The sequence below is a fragment of the Micromonospora sp. LZ34 genome (assembly GCF_052981855.1).
The window spans coordinates 1-18,930 of record NZ_JBRIQN010000002.1 but is presented as its reverse complement, the minus strand read 5'-3'; the positions used below and the strand labels follow the sequence as shown (position 1 = coordinate 18,930).

Here is an 18,930-nt window from a genome sequence, read left to right as displayed (position 1 = left end):
GCAGCGGGTACGACAGCGCTCAGTCCAGGGCGGCGAGTCGCTGCGCCCAGTCGCCGCCGACCGGCTCCAGCTCGACCACCCGGGTGTCGTCGTCCCGCCGGTCGATACGCACCCGCAGGTGGGCGTCGACCAGCTGTTCGACCATCCCCTCGCCCCACTCGACCACGGTCACCGACTCCTCCACCGAGGCGTCCAGGTCGAGGTCGTCGATCTCGGCCCGCGGGTCGGCCGCGTCCCCCAGCCGGTACGCGTCGGCGTGCACCAGCGCCACCCGGCCGCCCCGGGCCCGGTCGGGCCGGTGCACCCGGGCGATCACGAAGGTCGGCGAGGTGATGTCGCCCTGCACCCGCAGCCCGGCGCCGATGCCCTGGGTCAGCGCGGTCTTGCCGGCGCCCAGCGGACCGGTGAGCAGCACCAGGTCACCGGCGCGCAGCACACCGGCCAGCCGGCGGCCGAACTCGTGCGTGTCGGCGACCGTGGACAGCTTGACCACGTGGCTCACAGCTCCTCCATGCTCACAACGATTCGAGGAAACGCACCAGCGCGGCGTTGACCTCGTCGGCGTGCTCCAGCATCACCACGTGCCCGCTGTCGTTGATCTTGACGAACTCGGCGTGCGGCAACCGCCGCACGATCTCCTCCGAGTGGGTCACCGGGGTGATCATGTCCTTGTCGCCGACCACCACCAGCACCGGCGTGTCGGCCAGCGCCGCCAGCGCCGGAAACCGGGAGTGGGTGGCCAGCGTGCGCAGGTAACGGGTCACCGTGTCCGCCGAGGTACGCGAGTTCATCGTCTCCACGTACGACACCAGGGCGGGGCTCGGGTTCCGGGCGCCGAAGCCGTACTTGCGGGTCAGCAGCCAGGCGACGTTCGTGGTGGACTTGCGGGCCCGGTCGATCACGGTGCCGCCGTAGCGGGTGACGTTGCCGACCATGTAGAGCACCGGCGCGCCGACCCGGCCGAGCAGCGCCGGCGCCACCAGCTTCGTCTCGGCGATCAGGCCGCCCGAGGTGGCCATCAGCACGGTGCCGACCACCCGGTCGCCGAACATCTCCGGGAACAGCTCGGCGAAGGCCATGATGGTCATCCCGCCCATCGAGTGGCCGACCAGCACCAGCGGCCCCTCCGGGGCGGTCCGGTCGATCACCGCGCGCAGCGTGCGGCCGAGCGCGGCGAGGTCGTACTCGCCGGTCTCCAGCCGGCCCGAGCGGCCGTGCCCGGGCTGGTCGTACGCGACCACCCGGTGCTCGCCCCGCTCGGCGAGCAGCTTGCGCTGGAAGTGGAAGGTGCCCATGTCCAGGCAGAAGCCGTGCACCAGCACCACGGTCGGATTGCCGGCCACCGGCCGGGTCGGCTCCACCACCTCGACGTGGATGTCGGTGCCGTCCGGCATCTCCAGCCGGAACGACTCGTCGTACCGCTGCTCCCCGAAGACCTCGTGGGCGTACCGGTCGGTGGGGTCGGCCTTGAGCCGGCGGACCAGGGCGCGCTCGGTGGCGACGCCGGCGGCGAGCCCGGCGGCGGCCACCCCGACCGCGGCCCCGACCAGACCGGCGACCTTGCCGGTCGCGGTCCGCGGCCGCGGGATCCGGTATTTCTGACCGCTCACGCGCGCTCGCCGTCGTAGACCCGCGGCACCCGGGTGCCGCCGAACCGCGTGACGATCTCGTAGTTGATGGTGCCGACCGCCTCGGCCCAGTCGTCGGCGGTGGGCTCACCGTCCGCGCCGCTGCCGAAGAGGGTGACCACGTCGCCGGCGGCGACCGGGTCGTCGCCGCAGTCGAGCACGAACTGGTCCATGCAGACCCGGCCGGAGATGGTCCGCCGGCGGCCACCGAGCTGCACCGGGCCGCTGTTGGAGGCGTGCCGGGGCACCCCGTCGGCGTAGCCGAGCGGCACCACGGCCAGGTTGGCCTCCCGCGCCGTGGTGTAGGTGTGGCCGTAGGAGACGCCGGAGCCGGCCGGGACCCGCTTGGCGAGCATCACCCGGGCCCGGGCGGTCATCGCCGGCCGCAGCCCGTAGCTCTCACCGGCCACCGGGGAGAGGCCGTAGACGGCCAGGCCGGGCCGGACCAGGTCGAAGTGGGTGTCCGGCCGGGTCAGCGTGGCCGCCGAGTTGGCCAGGTGCCGGTAGCGGGGACGCAGCCCGGCCTGCTCGGCCATGCCCAGCCCCTCGTGGAAGACGGCGAGCTGCCGGTCGGTGGTCGGATGCCCGGGCATGTCGGCGTAGACGAAGTGACTCCACACCCCGACCACCTCGACCAGGCCGTCCGCCTGGGCCTTGGCGGCGGCGTCGAGCAGCGCCGGCCAGTCGGCGACGCTCGCGCCGCCCCGGGAGAGCCCTGTGTCGATCTTGAGGTGCAGCCGGGCCGGGCGGCCGGCCAGCCGGCTCGCCTCGACCATCTCGTCGAGCTGGGGCAGGCTGGCGGCGCCCAGGTCGACCCCGGCGCTGACCCCCTCGTGCAGCGGCAGCCCGGGGGCGAGCAGCCAGGCCAGCACCGGGGCGGTGATCCCGGCCGCCCGCAGGGCCAGCGCCTCGTCCAGGGTGCAGACGCCCAGCCAGTCGGCCCCGCCGTCGAGCGCCGCCCGCGCGGCCGGGACCATGCCGTGGCCGTACCCGTCGGCCTTGACCACCGCCATCAGCTCGGCGCCGGTGCCGGACCGGAGCCGGCTCACGTTCTCGCGGATCGCGTCAAGGTCGACCCGTACCTCGGCCTGCCACATGCCACCCAGCCTACTTTCCGGGCTGATCTCGCCGGCCGAGGCCGCCGGTCAGCCGAGCCGGGCCAGCACCGGGCGCAGCGCGGCCGCCACGTCGGACGCGGTTACCGGGCCGCCTCGGGCCGCCTCCCGGCCGGCCAGCCCGTGCAGGTACGCCGCCATCGCGGCCGCCCGGTCCGCCGCCACCCCGGCGGCGAGCAGCGAGCCGAGCAGCCCGGCCAGCACGTCGCCGGTGCCCCCGGTGGCCAGCACCGGGGTGCCGGTCGGGTTGACGTACGCCCGCCCGTCCGGCGTGCCGATCACCGTGCGGTCCCCCTTGAGCAGCACCACCGCGTTCATCCAGGCGGCCAGCCGCAGCGTGGCGGCGACCCGGTCGGTGCCCGGGCTCTCTCCGCAGAGCCGGGTGAACTCGCGGTCGTGCGGGGTGACCACGATCGGGGCGTCCCGCTTGCGCAGCGGGTCGGCGAGCGACCCGTCGACCAGCAGGGTGAGCGCGTCCGCGTCGAGCACCACCGGCACCGGGGCGGCCAGCACCGCCCGCAGCTCGCCGGCCGCCTCCTCCCCGGTGCCCAGTCCGGAGCCGCAGACCCAGGCTTGCACCCGGCCGGCGTCGGCGACCCGGCCGGTGGAGATCACCGAGGGGTGCTGGTGCAGCACCTCGGCCCGGGCGCCACCGGCGTAGCGGACCATCCCGGTCGGGCCGGCCAGCGCGCCGCCGACCGAGAGCACCGCGGCGCCCGGGTACGTCGCGGAGCCGGTGGCCACCCCGACCACGCCCCGGGTGTACTTCTCCGACGCCGGGCCCAGCCGGGGCCACCAGTCGAGCACGTCCGACCACTCGGTGACCCGCAGCGCCGGGGTGCCGCGCAGCCACGGCCCGAGCCCGATGTCGACCAGCTCAACCTGACCGGCGAGCGGGGCGGCCGGGCCGACCACCAGCGCCGGCTTCAGCGCGCCGAAGGTCACCGTCACGTCGGCGCGGACCGCGTTCGGCCGGCCGGAGGCGGCCAACGGGACGTGGCCGGTGTCCACCGCAACCCCGCTGGGCACGTCCACGGCGACCACGGTGGCCCGGTCCCCGTCCCGCCCGCAGTGCCGCACCAGGCTGGCCGCCAACTGGTCGGCGGTCTCCCGGAGCCCGCCGCTGGCGCCGATCCCGACGATCCCGTCCAGCACCAGGTCGACCACGGCCGGTGGCCGGTCCACCAGCCGGCCGCCGGCGGCCCGGAACGCCGCCAGCCCACCGGGGTGCGCCCGACCCGGGTTCAGCAGCAGCGCGGACACCGCCGCGCCGCGCCGGGCCAACTGAGCCCCCGCGTAGAGCGTGTCGCCGCCGTTGTCGCCGGTGCCGACCAGCAGCAGCACGCGCGCGGCGTACACCCCGCCCCGGTCGGCGAGCAGCAGCGCGCAGCGGCGGGCCAGCCCGGTCGAGGCGCGCTGCATCAGTGTCCCGGGCGGCAGGGTGGCCATCAGTCCCGCCTCCGCCGCGCGTACGTCCGCGACCCGCCACACCGGTCTCATGCCACTCCGTCCCGGCGTGCCGGCGCGGCACGCCCCCGATCACCGTTCCGCGACCACCATGGCCGAGGCGATTCCGCCGTCGTGGGACAGCGAGAGGTGCCAGCGGCTGACCCCGCGCTCGGTCGCCGCGGCGGCGACGGTGCCGGAGACGGTCAGCCAGGGGCGGCCGTCCGGGTCCGGCACGATCTCGCAGTCGTGCCAGCTCAGCCCGGCCGGCGCGCCGAGCGCCTTGGCCACCGCCTCCTTCGCGGCGAACCGGGCGGCCAGCGACTCGGGCGAGCGCGGGTTGCCGGAGCGGGTGGACCGCTCGGCCTCGGTGAAGAGCCGGTCGGCGAGCAGCGGCGTCCGCGCGAGGGCCCGGGCGAACCGGTCGACCAGCACGACGTCGATGCCGACAGCCACGATCACGAGCCCACCCTACCGGCGCGGAAGGCGGCAGATTAGCCGCCGGCGCGGTCCGGGGCAATGCCTGTGGACAGCCGCGGCGGACAGCCGGCGCCGGCCGTCCACAGGGCACCCGGCCGGGTGCCGCCACCGCCTAGCGTCGGCCCGTCGATGTTCCTGTTCGGGGCGGGGGCCGGGATGAGCGACCAGGAGATCAGCGTGCGACCGGAGGTGCTGCGGCAGGCCGCGGGCCGGCTCGCCGACGACGGCCACCGGCTGGCGCACGGGCTGGCCGGGGTGCCGGGCCTGCTGGTGCCGGCGCCGGGCTGGTCGGCCGGGGGTGCGCTCGCCGGGCTGGAGTCGGCGGTGCACGCCTGGTGCGGCCGGCTCGGCGGGCGGGTGGCGGCGACCGGGGCGGCGGTCTCGGCCACGGCCGAGGCGTACGACGCGGCCGACGACCGGGCGGCCGCCCGGCTCGCCGCCGTGCCGCGGTGACCCGGGCCCCGGCCGGACGATCGGCAGCGGTCACCGGCGGCGCCGGCTACGCCCAGCTGTGGGCGGCCGATCCCGTCGCCTGGCGGGCCGCCGGCACCGCCTGGGCGGGGCTCACCGCGCTGGTGGGCCGGCGGTCCGGCGAGCTGGCCGGCGCCGCGGCGACGCTGCGGGGCGGCTGGTCGGGCGGGGCCGCCGGGGCGGCCGACGCGCGCCTGGCCGGGCTGCGGGGCGAACTGATCACGCTGGCCCCCGCCCTGATCGAGGTCGACCAGGTGCTCGCCGAGTTCGCCGCCCGGCTGGCCGCGGCGAAGGCCCGGCTGGCCGCCGCCGTGGCGCTGGCCGACGGGTCCGGTGTGCTGGTCGACCGGCACGGGCGGGTGGGTGCCGACCCGTCCCGCCCGCCGACCGAACGGGCCGGGCCGGCCGCCGCCCGGGTGGCCGCGGCCATCCGCGGTGCTCTCGACCTCGCCGGCGCGGCCGACCGGGATGCCGCGACCCGGCTGGACGAGCTCGCCGCCGCGGCCGGGACGGGCTGGGCGGCGGCGCCGCCGCCCGGCCGGCCCGCGGCGGGTGGCGACCCGGCGCTGGTCCGCGCCTGGTGGGCGGGGCTCAGCCCGGCCCAGCGCCGGTGGCTGGTGGCGCACGAGCCGGGCCTGGTCGGCCGCCTCGACGGCGTGCCGGTCGCGGCTCGCGACCAGGCCAACCGGCTGTTGCTCGGGGGCCGGCGCGAGGAACTGCTCGCCGAGCGGTCGCGGCTGCTCGGCCGGGTGCCGCGCGGGCCGCTCGAGGTGGCCGGGTTGCTCCGGGTCGGGGCGGCGCTGGCCGGGCTCGGCGCGCTCGAGGCCCGGCTGGCGGCGCCCGGGCCGCCCCGGGCCTACCTGCTCGGGCTGGACCCGGCCGGCGAGGGCCGGGCGGTGGTCGCGCTGGGCAACCCGGACCGGTCGAGCCGGGTGTTGACGTACGTGCCGGGGATGACCGCGGGCCTCGACGACGCCCCGGGCGAGCTGGACCGGGCGGCCCGGGTGCTGGCCCGCTGCACCGCCCTCGACCCGGCCGAGGAGACCGCGGCGGTGCTCTGGCTGGACTACGACGCCCCCGACTTCCTGCACGAGGCGGTGTGGCCGGGGCAGGCCCGGGACGCCGGGCCGGCGCTGCACTGGTTCCAGGAGGGGCTGCGGGCCACCCATGAGGGGCCGCCGGCCCGGCAGACCGTGCTGGGGCACAGCTACGGCTCGCTGGTGGTGGGCAACGCCGCCCGGGAACACGGTCTGGCCGCCGACGCGCTGGTCTTCGTGGGCTCCCCCGGGGTCGGCGTGGCGCACGCCGCCGATCTGGGCCTGCCGGCCGGCCAGGTCTGGGCGAGCACCGCGGCGGACGACGTGATCCGGCTGGCCCGCCCGCCGGACGAGCTGGCCCGGCGCGGGTTGGTCGGCGCGGCACCGCTCGGCGCGACGCTGGGGCTGGCCGGCGGCCACGAGCTGTGGTTTGGCCGCGACCCCACCGACCCGGGCTTCGGCGCGCGGACGTTCCCGAGCGGCCGGCACGGCCACACCGGCTACTGGGCGGCCGACAACCCGGCGCTGGACGGCATGGCCCGGATCGTGCTGGGTCGGTGAGGCTACGCCCCGCCGAAGCCGCCGCCCGGCCCGCTCCTCCGGCGCGGCCGAACGGCCCCGGGTGGAACGGCCCGGTCATCCCGGGCGGCCGACCGGCTGGCGCTGGAACGGGCCGGCCCCGGTCGCCGCCGACGCGACGGACCGGGGCCGGATGACCGGGTTACCGCCTACTCGACGGTGACGGACTTCGCCAGGTTGCGCGGCTGGTCGACGTCGTGCCCGCGGGCGGCGGCGATCTCAGCCGCCAGCACCTGCAACGGCACGGTGGTGAGCAGCGGCGCGAGCAGCGTCGGCGTGCGCGGCACGTAGATCAGGTGGTCGGCGTAGCGGACGACGGCCTCGTCACCCTCCTCCGCGATCACGATCGTGCGGGCCCCCCGGGCACGGACCTCCTGGATGTTGGAGACGACCTTGTCGTGCAGTACGCCCCGGCCGGCCGGCGAGGGCACCACGCAGACCACCGGGGTGCCCTTGTCGATCAGCGCGATCGGGCCGTGCTTCAGCTCGCCCGCGGCGAAGCCCTCGGCGTGCATGTACGCCAGCTCCTTGAGCTTGAGCGCGCCCTCGAGGGCCACCGGGTAGCCGACGTGCCGACCGATGAAGAGCACGGTCGGCTCGCTCTTCAGCCCCCGGGCCAGCTCGCGGACGGGCTCGATCCGGTCCAGCAGGTCACGCAGTTTGCCGGGCACCTCCTGGAGCTGGGCGACCACCGCGGCCACCTCGTCGGCGAACTTGATCCCGCGCACCTGGGCCAGGTGCAGGCCGATCAGGTAGCAGGCGACCAGCTGGGTGAGGAACGCCTTGGTGGAGGCGACCGCGATCTCCGGCCCGCCGTGGGTGTAGAGGACGGCGTCGGACTCGCGGGGGATGGTGGAGCCGTTGGTGTTGCAGATGGCCAGCACCCGGGCCTTCTGCTCCTTGGCGTGCCGCAGCGCCATCAGGGTGTCCATCGTCTCGCCGGACTGCGAGATCACCACGATCAGCGTGGACCGGTCGAGGACCGGGTCGCGATAGCGGAACTCGCTGGCCAGCTCCACCTCGCAGGGGATCCGGGTCCAGTGCTCGATGGCGTACTTGGCGACCAGGCCGGAGTGGTAGGCCGTGCCGCAGGCCACGATGAAGATCTTGTCGACGTCGCGCAGATCCTGGTCGCTGAGGCGGACCTCGTCGAGCGCGATCTCACCGGTCTCGGTGAGCCGGCCGAGCAGCGTGTCGGCGATGGCCTGCGGCTGCTCCTCGATCTCCTTGAGCATGAACCAGTCGTAGCCGCCCTTCTCCGCGGCCGAGGAGTCCCAGTCGATGTGGAAGTCCTTGCCGGTGGCGGGCTGGCCGGCGAAGTCGGTGATCTCGATGGTGTCGCCGGTGATCAGGACGATCTGGTCCTGGCCGAGCTCCACCGCGTCCCGGGTGTGCTCGATGAACGCGGCGACGTCGCTGGCGAGGTAGTTCTCCCCGTCACCCCGGCCGACGACCAGCGGCGAGTTGCGCCGGGCGCCGACCACCGCGCCGGGCACCCCGGCGTCGACGGCGAGCAGGGTGAACGCCCCCTCCAGCCGCTGGCAGACCACCCGCATGCCGGCGGCGAGCAGCTGCGGCCCCTCCGGCTGGCCGGCGGCGCGCAGGTCGGCCAGCGCGGCGGAGAGCAGATGCGCCGCGCACTCGGTGTCGGTGTCGCTGGTGAACTGGACGCCGTCGGCCTCCAGCTCGGCGCGGAGCTTCGCGAAGTTCTCGATGATGCCGTTGTGGATGACCGCGACCCGGCCGTCGGGGGCCAGGTGCGGGTGGGCGTTGCGGTCGGTGGGGCCGCCGTGGGTGGCCCAGCGGGTGTGCCCGATGCCGGTGGTGCCGTCGCCGATCCCGATCGGGCTTGCGCCGCAGGACGTCGGGTCGTCGGCCGCCCGCTCGGAGAGGACCTTCTCCAGGTTGGCCAGCTTGCCGGCCTTCTTCTCGGTCAGCAGCTCACCGTCGCAGACGATGGCCACCCCGGCCGAGTCGTAGCCGCGGTATTCCAGCCGCCGCAGTCCGTCCAGCACGATGCCCAGCGCCGGACGCGAGCCGGCGTACCCCACGATTCCACACATGAGTGGCAGCCTAACCCAGTTTCGCTCACCAGGTGTGCTCGAAAGCCGGGTAAACGATCACTGAACTTGAGCGATCAAGTCGGAGTCGGGGACCAATCGGGCAAACGCCCCAACCCGGGGTCGACCGGCGCGGGGACCCGAGTTGCGGACCCCGACGGGGGTACGACAGGCTCGCCCGGCCGGCGTTCCCCCGAGCCCGCCGGCCGCGCAGCTGACCCGGCACCTGGAGCGACCGTTGTCCGAGACGACCCCGCCGACCGATTCGCCGACCCCGCGCCCGGCGGCCGACCCGCACCCCTGGGCCCCGCTCGACCCGCGGCCCGAGCCGGCGCAGCCGCACCCGTGGCTCCCCGCCACCCCGCGGTACGCCCCACCGTCGGCTCCGCACCCCGTGACCGAGGGCCCGCCCGGCGGCGCCCGCTCCCCGGGTCGCCGACGGCGCGGACTGGTGGGCGCGGTGCTCGCCGGGGTGCTCGTCCTCGCCGCCGGCGTCGGGTTCGGCGGCTACGAGCTGCTCCGCCCCGACGACCGGCCCGGGGCCGAGCCGGCGGTCGCCGACCCGGGGACCGAGGTCGGTGGCGCGGAGCGTCCGGAGACCTCCCCGTCGCCGCGGGAGAGCCCGGCGGCCCGCCCCGCGGCCACCCCGTCCGACGGCCCCGGCCGGATCAGCGTCGTCTACGAGGTGACCGGGCAGGGCGCGGCCGACATCCTCTACCACGACGCCAACGGTGCGCCGATCTGGCTGGACGCGGTCCGGCTGCCGTGGCGCGCGAGCGTCCGTACGGACCGGCTCGACCTGGTGATGGTGCAGGCAAGCAAGCCCGACGACGCGATGTGGTCGGTCTCCTGCTCGGTCACCGTGGACGGCGGCGCGCGGACGACCGAGACGGCCGGCCGCGGCGCGTGGCGGGCCAGCTGCTTCGGCGCGGCGTAGGGGTCTGAGCCGGCGCGCCGCGGCAGCCGTCCGCGTACATTGAGCCGCCGGCCCGGAGCGCCGGTACGCCGCCACCCCGTCGCGGACGCCCCAACCGCCCCACCGGAGCAGACCGATGTCCGAGGCCCCGCCACCCCCCGACCCGACCCCGCCGACCGGACCGGCCGCACCCGACCCGTCGGGCCCGCCGGCGACGCCCGAGCCGGCATCGCCGCCGTCCTGGACCCCGCCGGACGCGACGCCGCCGCCCCAGCCGTGGGTGGCGCCCGCCCCGTGGACGCCACCCGGCGCGCCGGGCCCCGCCGCCGCACCGCCGGGCTTCCCGCCGCCGGCCGGTGCTCCGGGGCCGGCCTGGTACCCGCCGGGTCACCTGCCGCCCGGCTACCCGACGCCGTACGGGCCGACGGCCCCGGCCCGGCAGGGCAACCGGTCGGCGGTGGTCGGCGTCGTCGTCGCCGTGGTGACCGTCCTCGCGTTCGGGCTCTGCGCCTGCCTCGGCATCGCCGGCCTCATCTACAGCGCCGACGCGCCCTACCCGGACGACCCGTACGCCGAGGAGTCCTACGACCCGTACTACGACTACGAGGAGGAGGAGCCGCAGGTCTGGCCGACGCAGGCACGCCCGACGGTGCGACCGGCGCTGACCCCGTCCGACGGGCCGGGCGAGGTCACCGTGGTGTACGAGGTGACCGGGCGCGGCCCCGCGGACCTGGAGTACTACGACGCCAACGGCGCCTTCATCCAGGTCGAGCAGGTCACGCTGCCGTGGCGCCGGAGCCTGCGGATGCACGACGCCGAGCGGGTGATGGTCCTGGCGAACCACGGCCGGCAGGATCCGATCAGCTGCCGGATCACCGTCGACGGGCGCACCGTCGCGACGGACGACCGCGCGTGGGGGGTGAACTGCACCGGCTGAGCGGGGGGTTGAGGCCGCGCCGGGGGCCCGTAGGCTGGCGGGCGTGACGACCACCGCCGATGTCGACCCGCTGGTGGCGCGGATGCGCCCGTTCGGGACGACCATCTTCGCCGAGATGTCCGCCCTGGCCGTCCGCACCGGCGCGGTCAACCTCGGGCAGGGCTTCCCGGACACCGACGGCCCGCCGGAGATGCTCGCCGCCGCCGCGGAGGCGCTGCGCGCCGGGCAGAACCAGTACCCGCCGGGCCCGGGCGTCCCGGCGCTGCGCGCCGCGGTGGCCGCGCACCAGCGCCGGTTCTGGGGGCTGGAGTACGACCCGGACGGCGAGATCGTGGTGACCGCGGGCGCCACCGAGGCGATCGCCGCGGCGATCCTCGGTCTCTGCGAGCCGGGCGACGAGGTGGTCTGCTTCGAGCCCTACTACGACTCGTACGCCGCGTCGATCGCCCTGGCCGGCGCGGTCCGGCGGCCGGTCACGCTGCGCCCCGGCGCGGACGGCCGGTACGCCTTCGACCCGGCCGCGCTGCGCGCCGCGTTCGGCCCGCGCACCCGGCTGGTGCTGCTGAACTCGCCGCACAACCCGACCGGCAAGGTCTTCACCCCGGCCGAGCTGGCCCTGGTCGCCGAGCTGTGCCAGGAGCACGGCGCGTCCGCGGTGACCGACGAGGTCTACGAGCACCTGGTCTTCACCGACGCGGCCGCCCCGCACGTCCCGCTGGCCACCCTGCCCGGGATGCGGGAGCGGACGCTGCGCATCTCCTCGGCCGGCAAGACCTTCTCCTGCACCGGCTGGAAGGTGGGCTGGGTGAGCGGCCCGCCCGCGCTGGTCTCCACCGTGCTGCGGGTGAAGCAATTCCTCACCTTCGTCAACGCGGCACCGCTGCAGCCGGCGGTCGCGGTGGCGCTGGCCCTGCCGGACGACTACTTCACCGGGTTCCGGGCCGGGTTGCAGGCCCGCCGGGACCAACTGGTCGGCGGGCTGGCCGACGCCGGGTTCGAGGTGCTCACGCCGGAGGGGACGTACTTCGTCACCGCCGACGTCACCGCCCTCGGCGGCCGGGACGGGGTGGAGTTCTGCCGGTCGCTGCCCGAGCGGTGCGGGGTGGTCGGCGTACCGACCCAGGTCTTCTACGACGACCCCGAGGCGGGCCGCCGGCTGGTCCGGTTCGCCTTCTGCAAGCGCCCCGAGGTGCTGACCGAGGCGGTCACCCGGCTACGCCGCCTGGCGGGCACCCGATGACCGACGCGTACGCCCAACGGGTGCGCCGGCTGACGGCGTTGCGCGGGTGCGACACGGTCCTCTCCGGCGTACGACCGGAATCGGTCGCGGAGCAGCTCGCCACGTTGCGCACGATGACCGGCGACGACGCGCTGCCGGACTGCTACGGCGAGGGCGGCGCGGTGGCGGAGCTGGAGAGCCGGGTCGCCGAACTGCTCGGCGCGGAGGCCGCCGCCTTCTTCCCGACCGGCACGATGGCCCAGCAGGTCGCGATGCGGTACGGCGCGGAGCTGTCCGGCCGCTCGGCGATCGGCCTGCACCCGCTGAGCCATCCCGTGCTGCACGAGCGGGACGCGTACGCGGTGCTCGGCGGGCTGCGCGCGGTGCGCACCACCGACGCCCCGCGCAATCCGACCGCCGACGAGGTGGCGGCGCTGGACGAGCCGATCGGGACCCTGCTGCTGGAACTGCCGCTGCGGGACGCCGGCTTCGTCCTGCCGTCCTGGGACGAGCTGGTCGCGGTGGTCGACGCGGCCCGGGCCCGGGGCGCCCGGGTGCACCTGGACGGCGCCCGGCTCTGGGAGTCCACCACCCACTTCGGGCACTCGCTGGCCGAGATCGCCGGCCTCGCCGACAGCACCTACGTCTCCTTCTACAAGTCGCTCGGTGGCCACTCCGGCGCCGCCCTGGCCGGCTCGGCGGAGCTGGTCCGGTACGCGCGGGCCTGGCGGCACCGGCACGGCGGCACGCTGTTCCAGCAGTGGCCGGCCGCCCTGTCCGCGCTCGCCGGCCTGACCCACGAGCTGCCCCGGCTGGCCGGTTACGTGGCGCACGCCCGCACGGTGGCCGCCGCCCTGGCCGGCCTGCCCGGCGCGCGGGTGTTCCCGGCGCCGCCGCACACCCACCAGTTCCGGCTCTGGCTGCCGCACCCGGCGGACGCCCTGAACGACGCCAACCTCGCCCTCGCCGAGGAGGAGAAGGCCTGGTTCGTGGCCGGCTGGCGGGACACCGAGGTGCCCGGCGTGGCCACGGCCGAGGTGACCGTCGCCGGCCCGGCGACGGAGCTGGACGCGGGCCAGGTGACCGCGTTGGGCGAGCGTTTCCTGCGCCGGCTGCCGGTGGACTGACCGCCCGCGGGCCGCCGGCCGGACCCTCGGCCGTGCCTTGCATTGTCGCAATGTATCGCGCAGAGTGTGCTGCAGCACCCGGGGAGGCGCGACATGTTCCGAATGGTCTGGCGGCAACTTCGTGGCCGTGCCGGCCGGTCGGTGGCGCTGCTGGTCGGCGTACTGGTGGCCACCACCGGGTTTGTCGTCCTCACCGGAGCCACCACCACCTCCCGGCTGGAGGTGACCGGCGCCGTCGAGCGTGGGACCCGGTCCGCGTACGACATCCTCGTCCGCCCCGCGGGGGCGCGTACCGCGCTGGAGGCCGAGCACCGGCTGGTCCGCCCGAACTATCTCTCCGGCATCTACGGCGGCATCACCCTGGAGCAGTACGAGCGGGTGCAGGCCGTCGCCGGGGTGGATGTGGCCGCCCCGATCGCGATGCTCGGTCACTCGACGTCGCGCGTGCCGATGTCGGTCGACCTCACCGACGCCGTCGACCGCTCCCTGGACCGCCAGGTGATCCGGATCGACCGGACGTACGTCGCCGAGCGTGGCCTCTCCACCGCCCCGGGCAGGCCCACGTACGTGTACGTCACCCGGCACCAGCTGATCTATCCGGTCATCGAGCCGGACACGGTCGACTCCGCCCGGTACACCGACGGCCGCGTCTACTCGTGGTCCGACCAGTGCGGGGCGGTCCCCCGCGAGGTCCAGCCGGACGGGAGCAGCCGGCCGGTCTGCGACCCGCAGAGCGCCCCCGTCGAGGGCAACCCCGGTTGGTCGGAGCGCGGGATCTGGCGGGTGCTCGCCGCCCGCCTGCTGCCCGACGGCCGCTTCGAGGTAACCCACCGCGCGCTCGGCGCGCCCGTCGGCGCCGTGGATCCCGGCCCCACCGCGATCAGCCGGCTGGTGCTGGAGGAAACGCTGACCGTACCGTTCCTGATCGCCGCCGTGGACCCCGACGCCGAGCAGCGCCTGGTCGGCCTCGCCGACGCGGTGGTCGACGGCCGCCCACTGAACGCGACGGACACACTCACCGACACCTCGATTCCGGGCTTCGTCCCCGACCGGAGCGTCCCGGCGCTGATCCCGAGCCGGCCCTATCTGGACGGTGCGGTGCGCGCCCGTCTCACCCGGCTGCCGACGGCCCGCCCGGCAGGGCTGCCGCCCGAGGCGTTGGACGAGGCGTTGCGGCGGGCCGAGGGGACCCCGGTCGGCAGTGCCGAGGTCGACCTCGCGGAGAGCTACCGGGGCATGCTCGCCAGCGGCCTCGGTGACGACGCCTTCGACAGCTGCTGCCGAGGCCAACTCCAGGTGCTCGCCCAGCCGGGCCCGGTGGACTACGAACGCGGGGCGGACGGCACCCTGCGCATCGCCCGCGTGTCACCGCCCGACCCGGCGGTCTTCGGCGACCGGACGGAGATCAACCTGCTGCCCCGGCCCTGGCTCAGCGACGACACCGGCTCCCGCCGGGTGGGCCGGCTGGTCATCCCCAGCGACGAAGCCCTCCACGACTGGCGGGCGGTGGGCGTGTTCGATCCGGACCGGCTGACCGGCTTCGGCGAGCTCAGCAAGGTGCCGCTGGAGACGTACGAGCCGCCGACCGCCGAGGGGGCGGACGACCGCAGCCGCGCCGCACTCGGTGGCGAACCGCTGCTGCCCAGTGGCAACCCGGCGGGCTACCTGTCGGCCCCGCCGTTGGTCCTGACCACTCTGGACAGCGTCCCGAAACTGCTGGAACGGGCGGGTCCGCAGCGCGACGCGCCGATCAGCGCGATCCGGGTCCGGGTCGCCGGGGTGGACGGCTACAGCGAGCGCTCCGCCGAGCGGGTCCGGCTGATCGCCGAGCAGATCAACCGGCTGACCGGCCTGGACGTCGACATCACCCTGGGTTCCTCCCCGGCCCCGCAGACCGTCACGCTGCCCGCAGGCGAGTTCGGGCGGCCCGAGCTGCGGCTGACCGAGAACTGGTCGGCGCTCGGGGTGGCTTCCACCATCGTCCAGGCGTTAGACCGCAAGAGCGCGGCGCTGTTCGCCCTCGTGCTGGTGGTCTGCGTGCTCTTCCTCGGCAACGCCGTCTCCGCCGCCGTCCGGGACCGCCGCCCCGAACTGGCGGTGCTCGCGTGCCTCGGCTGGCCGGCCCGCAGGATCGGGGCACTGATCCTGGGCGAGGTCGCGGTGCTCGGCCTGGTAGCCGGGTTGCTGTCGCTCGGGCTCGCCGTGCCGCTCGGCGCCGTGCTCGGCATCGACGTCGACTGGCGGCGGGCCGCGCTCGCCGTACCGGTGGCGCTGCTGCTCGCGCTGGTCGCCGGCCTGGCGCCGGCGCTGCGGGCCGCACGCGCCCACCCGGCCGCCGCCCTGCGCCCACAGGTCGCCACCGCCCACTGGATACGCCGGCCGCGCACCCTGCTCGGGCTGGCCCTGGTCAACCTGATCCGCACTCCCGGACGCACCCTGCTCGGCGCCGGCGCCCTGGCCATCGGAGTGGCGGCACTCACCATCGTGGCCGCCATCAGCTACGCCTTCCACGGCGCGATCGTCGGCAACCTGCTCGGCGACACCGTCGCACTGACCGTCCGCGGCGCCGACGCCCTCGCCGCCACCGCGACCGTGCTGCTCGGCGCCGCCGCCGTCGCCGACGTGCTCTACCTCAACATCCGCGACCGGGCGACCGAACTGGCCGCCCTGCGCGCCACCGGCTGGACCGACCCCGAACTCGGCCGGCTCATCGGCTACGAAGGACTGCTCCTCGGCACACTCGGGGCATTCACCGGCGCCGGACTCGGCACGGCCGGCGCGGCCTGGCTGGTCGGCGACGTCCCGGGCGCGCTGGTGCTGGTCGCCGGGCTCACCGCCGCAACCGGCGTGCTGCTCACCGCCGCCGCGGCGCTGGCACCCGCCACGCTGCTACACCGCCTACCCACGGCACGACTACTGGCAGAGGAGTGACACCGATGGGCGACGGCACCGCCGGCTCGGCGGTCGCGCTGGCCTGACAGGCGGATCGGGTCCGTCGTCAGCCGGCCGCCCGGCTCGGGCCCGTGCCCTCGTCCGGGGCCGCGGATACCGGGCGGTCGAGCGCCAGCGCGGCGAGCGTCGCGCCACCGTCGGCGAGCAGCGCCGACTCGGCGTCGTCGACGAAGGCGAGGTCGGCCTCGACGTGCCGGCTGGCGGCCGAGAGCAGCAGCCCGACCACCGGGTCAGCCGCGCGGCGCCGCAGCCCGTCCAGGTTGCGCAGCTCCCGCATCAGGTGCCCGCGCTGGTTGGTGAGGACGGATCGCACGGTGTCCGGCGAGCCGGTGCGGGCGGCGGCGGTGACCTTCAGGAAGAAGTCGTCCCGGAACCCGCCGCTGCGCGGGCTCGGCTCGGCGAGCCAGCGCTCCAGCTCGACCCGGCCCTCGGGGGTGATCTCGTAGACCACCCGGTCGGGCTTGACCGGCTGCGGCTCCCGCGCCGAGACGACCAGGCCGTCCCGGGAGAGCCGGTCCAGGATCTGGTAGAGGTGGCCGATGTTCAGTGGCCCCCACTGCGGGCCGACGGCGGCCTCGAACGCGCCCTTGAGCTGGTAGCCGTGGCTGGGGCCGTGGGCGAGCAGGGCCAGGACGGCGTGCTGAATCGCCATGTCACCTCCGGGTCGGGTCTTGCATTGTCACAATGTATCGCGCAGAGTGTGGGCAGCACACGGGGAGGCGCGACATGCTCAGCTTCGTCTGGAGGCAGCTTCGTGGCCGTGCGGGGCGGTCGGTGGCCCTGCTGGTCGGCGTACTGGTGGCGACCACCGGGTTCGTCGTCCTGACCGGGGCCACCACCACCTCTCGACTGGACGTCACCGGCACCGTCGAGCGCAACACCCGGGCGGCGTACGACATCCTGGTCCGTCCCAAGGGGACGCGCACGCCGCTGGAGGTCGAGCGGCGGCTGGTCCGCCCCAACTATCTCTCCGGCCTCTTCGGCGGCATCACCACCGCCCAGTACGAGCAGGTCAAGGCGGTGGCCGGCGTCGACGTGGCCGCGCCCATCGCCATGCTGGGCCACTCCACCGCGCCGGTGCCCATGGCGTTCGACGTCACCGACGCCGTCGACCGGAGCCTGGATCGACAGGTGATCCGCGTCGACCCGACCTTCGTGGCCGAACGCGGCCTCTCCACGGCACCGGCCAAGCCGCGCTACGTGTACGTCACCCGCCACCCGCTGATCTATCCCCGCTTCGACGCCGAGTTGTCCGAGCGGGGGACGCCATACTCCGACGGCCGGTCGTACCCGTGGGACATCGTGTGCGGACCCGTCCCCCGGGAGGTGCTCCCCGACGGAGGTAGCCGGCCGATCTGCGATCCGCAGTTCGGCGCCCTGCAGGGCAACCCGGCCACCCTCTCCGAGCGGGAGCTGTGGAGCCTCGACTCGGTGCGGCTGTTGCCGGACGGCCGGTTCGAGGCGGCCAACGGCGTACTCACCCCGGGCACCGGTCCCGCCACCGCTGACCGACTGGTGTTGACCTACCAGCTGACCGTGCCGTTGCTGATCGCCGCCATCGACCCCGTCGCCGAGAACCGGCTGGTGGGGCTGGACGCCGCAGTGGTCAGCGGGCGGTCCGTCCACGCCGACGAGCCGGTGGTGGAGCGGCGCGGCGGCAGCCAGGTCACCCGCACCGCACCGGCGCTCGTCACCAGCCGTCCCTTCATCGACAGCACGGTGCGCGCCCGGTTCACCCGGCTGCCCACGGCCCGGCCGGCTTCGGTGCCGGCCGTCGAGCTGGAGCGGACCCTGGGCCGGGCCGCCGGGATCCCGGCCGGGTCCGCCGAGGTCGAGGCGGGCGACGCCTACCGCGCCCAGCTGGTGAAGGGAATCGACGGCGACGCCTGCTGCCGCGGCCAGCTCCAACGGGTGATCCAGGCGGGGCCGGCGGAATACCGCGAGCTGCCCGACGCGACCCTGCGCGCCGGCCCGGTGCCGCCCGCCGACCCCGAGGTGTACGGCACCCAGTTCACCCACAACTTCCTGCCCCGGCCCTGGCTGGCCGAGGACACCGGCTTCCGACCGGTCCGGGCCCTCCCACGGAGCGAAGGTGGCGCGGCCACGCAGTACCACCAGTGGCAGGCCGTCGGGGTCTTCGACCCGGAGAAGCTGGCCGGCTTCAGTGACCTGGGCGCGGTCCCGCTGGAGACGTACGAGCCGCCGCGCGCCGAGGGCGCCGACGACCGTAGCCGCGCCGCGCTGGGCGGGCAGCCGCTGGAGCCGAGCGGCAACCCGGCCGGCTACCTCTCCGCGCCACCCTTGCTGCTCACCAACCTCGGCAGCGTGCCGAAGCTCCTGGAGGGGAGCACCGGCCCGCAGGTCAAGGCACCGATCAGCGCCATCCGCGTCCGGGTCGCCGACGTGGCGGGCTACAGCGAGCGCTCCGCCGAGCGGGTCCGGCTGATCGCCGAGCAGATCAACCGGGTGACCGGCCTGGACGTCGACATCACCCTGGGCTCCTCCCCCGCACCGCAGACCGTGGAGTTGCCGGCCGGCGCGTTCGGCCGCCCGGACCTGCGGCTGACCGAGAACTGGTCGGCGCTCGGCGTCGCCTCCACCATCGTCCAGGCGGTGGACCGCAAGAGCGCGGTGCTCTTCCTGCTGGTGCTGGTGGTCTGCGTGCTCTTCCTCGGCAACGCCGTCTCCGCCGCCGTCCGGAACCGCCGCCCCGAACTGGCGGTGCTCGCCTGCCTCGGCTGGCCGGCCCGGCGGATCGCCGCGCTCATCCTCGGCGAGGTCGCCGCACTCGGGTTCGCCGCGGGGTTGCTGTCGCTCGGGCTCGCCGTGCCGCTCGGCGCCGTGCTCGGCATCGACGTCGACTGGCGGCGGGCCGCGCTCGCCGTACCGGTGGCGCTGCTGCTCGCGCTGGTCGCCGGCCTGGCGCCGGCGCTGCGGGCCGCACGCGCCCACCCGGCCGCCGC

15 protein-coding genes are annotated in these 18,930 nt (G+C 75.7%); 8 read left to right on the top strand and 7 right to left on the bottom strand.

The genetic code is table 11. The features are described from left to right. Window positions 1–19 precede the first annotated feature (19 nt). The 5 genes from tsaE to ACVCAH_RS02385 are packed head-to-tail and all read right to left on the bottom strand — an operon-like array spanning window position 20 to window position 4,651. Complete coding sequence (gene tsaE, locus ACVCAH_RS02405) at window positions 20–502, bottom strand: tRNA (adenosine(37)-N6)-threonylcarbamoyltransferase complex ATPase subunit type 1 TsaE (RefSeq protein ID WP_447134385.1); 483 nt, start codon at window positions 500–502, stop codon at window positions 20–22. A gap of 13 nt (window positions 503–515) precedes the next feature. After that, the gene (locus ACVCAH_RS02400) at window positions 516–1,589 is read right to left on the bottom strand and encodes an alpha/beta fold hydrolase (protein WP_447134703.1); all 1,074 of its coding nucleotides are present in this window, start codon (window positions 1,587–1,589) and stop codon (window positions 516–518) included. 17 nt (window positions 1,590–1,606) lie between these two features. After that, complete coding sequence (alr, locus tag ACVCAH_RS02395; protein ID WP_447134384.1) at window positions 1,607–2,725, bottom strand: alanine racemase; 1,119 nt, start codon at window positions 2,723–2,725, stop codon at window positions 1,607–1,609. A 48-nt stretch (window positions 2,726–2,773) separates the two neighbouring features. After that, the gene (locus ACVCAH_RS02390) at window positions 2,774–4,243 is read right to left on the bottom strand and encodes an NAD(P)H-hydrate dehydratase (protein ID WP_447134383.1); all 1,470 of its coding nucleotides are present in this window, start codon (window positions 4,241–4,243) and stop codon (window positions 2,774–2,776) included. Between the two features lie 39 nt (window positions 4,244–4,282). After that, window positions 4,283–4,651: a holo-ACP synthase gene (locus ACVCAH_RS02385; protein WP_447134382.1), complete on the bottom strand. Its 369-nt coding sequence runs from the start codon at window positions 4,649–4,651 to the stop codon at window positions 4,283–4,285. A gap of 147 nt (window positions 4,652–4,798) precedes the next feature. Here ACVCAH_RS02385 and ACVCAH_RS02380 point away from each other — a divergent pair, with 147 nt between their 5' ends. Further along, the gene (locus tag ACVCAH_RS02380) at window positions 4,799–5,122 is read left to right on the top strand and encodes a hypothetical protein (protein ID WP_447134381.1); all 324 of its coding nucleotides are present in this window, start codon (window positions 4,799–4,801) and stop codon (window positions 5,120–5,122) included. Beyond that, the gene (locus ACVCAH_RS02375) at window positions 5,119–6,738 is read left to right on the top strand and encodes an alpha/beta hydrolase (protein WP_447134380.1); all 1,620 of its coding nucleotides are present in this window, start codon (window positions 5,119–5,121) and stop codon (window positions 6,736–6,738) included. The genes ACVCAH_RS02380 and ACVCAH_RS02375 overlap by 4 nt, the downstream gene beginning before the upstream one ends. 167 nt (window positions 6,739–6,905) lie before the next feature. On the opposite strand, the gene glmS is transcribed toward ACVCAH_RS02375, so the two are convergent. Continuing rightward, complete coding sequence (gene glmS, locus ACVCAH_RS02370; protein ID WP_447134379.1) at window positions 6,906–8,819, bottom strand: glutamine--fructose-6-phosphate transaminase (isomerizing); 1,914 nt, start codon at window positions 8,817–8,819, stop codon at window positions 6,906–6,908. Window positions 8,820–9,054: 235 nt separating this feature from the next. On the opposite strand from glmS, the gene ACVCAH_RS02365 reads away from it, so the two are divergent. The 5 genes from ACVCAH_RS02365 to ACVCAH_RS02345 all read left to right on the top strand — a co-directional run bounded on the left by ACVCAH_RS02365 (window position 9,055) and on the right by ACVCAH_RS02345 (window position 15,946). Continuing rightward, window positions 9,055–9,753, top strand: coding sequence for an MmpS family transport accessory protein (locus tag ACVCAH_RS02365; protein WP_447134378.1), 699 nt, complete (start codon window positions 9,055–9,057; stop codon window positions 9,751–9,753). 115 nt (window positions 9,754–9,868) lie between these two features. Beyond that, window positions 9,869–10,669 carry an MmpS family transport accessory protein gene (locus ACVCAH_RS02360; RefSeq protein ID WP_447134377.1) on the top strand — a complete coding sequence of 267 codons (801 nt, stop codon included), beginning with the start codon at window positions 9,869–9,871 and terminating at the stop codon, window positions 10,667–10,669. 43 nt (window positions 10,670–10,712) lie between these two features. Next, window positions 10,713–11,909 carry a pyridoxal phosphate-dependent aminotransferase gene (locus tag ACVCAH_RS02355; protein WP_447134376.1) on the top strand — a complete coding sequence of 399 codons (1,197 nt, stop codon included), beginning with the start codon at window positions 10,713–10,715 and terminating at the stop codon, window positions 11,907–11,909. Then, the gene (locus tag ACVCAH_RS02350) at window positions 11,906–13,015 is read left to right on the top strand and encodes a threonine aldolase family protein (RefSeq protein WP_447134375.1); all 1,110 of its coding nucleotides are present in this window, start codon (window positions 11,906–11,908) and stop codon (window positions 13,013–13,015) included. The genes ACVCAH_RS02355 and ACVCAH_RS02350 overlap by 4 nt, the downstream gene beginning before the upstream one ends. Before the next feature lie 93 nt (window positions 13,016–13,108). Next, on the top strand, window positions 13,109–15,946 hold the full coding sequence (locus tag ACVCAH_RS02345; RefSeq protein ID WP_447134374.1) for an FtsX-like permease family protein: 2,838 nt from the start codon (window positions 13,109–13,111) through the stop codon (window positions 15,944–15,946). 67 nt (window positions 15,947–16,013) lie between these two features. Here the strand turns inward: ACVCAH_RS02345 and ACVCAH_RS02340 are convergent, their stop codons facing one another. Beyond that, complete coding sequence (locus ACVCAH_RS02340; protein ID WP_447134373.1) at window positions 16,014–16,619, bottom strand: PadR family transcriptional regulator; 606 nt, start codon at window positions 16,617–16,619, stop codon at window positions 16,014–16,016. Between the two features lie 74 nt (window positions 16,620–16,693). Here ACVCAH_RS02340 and ACVCAH_RS02335 point away from each other — a divergent pair. Continuing rightward, the coding region (locus ACVCAH_RS02335) for an FtsX-like permease family protein (protein WP_447134372.1) at window positions 16,694–18,930 on the top strand (2,237 nt) is incomplete at its 3' end.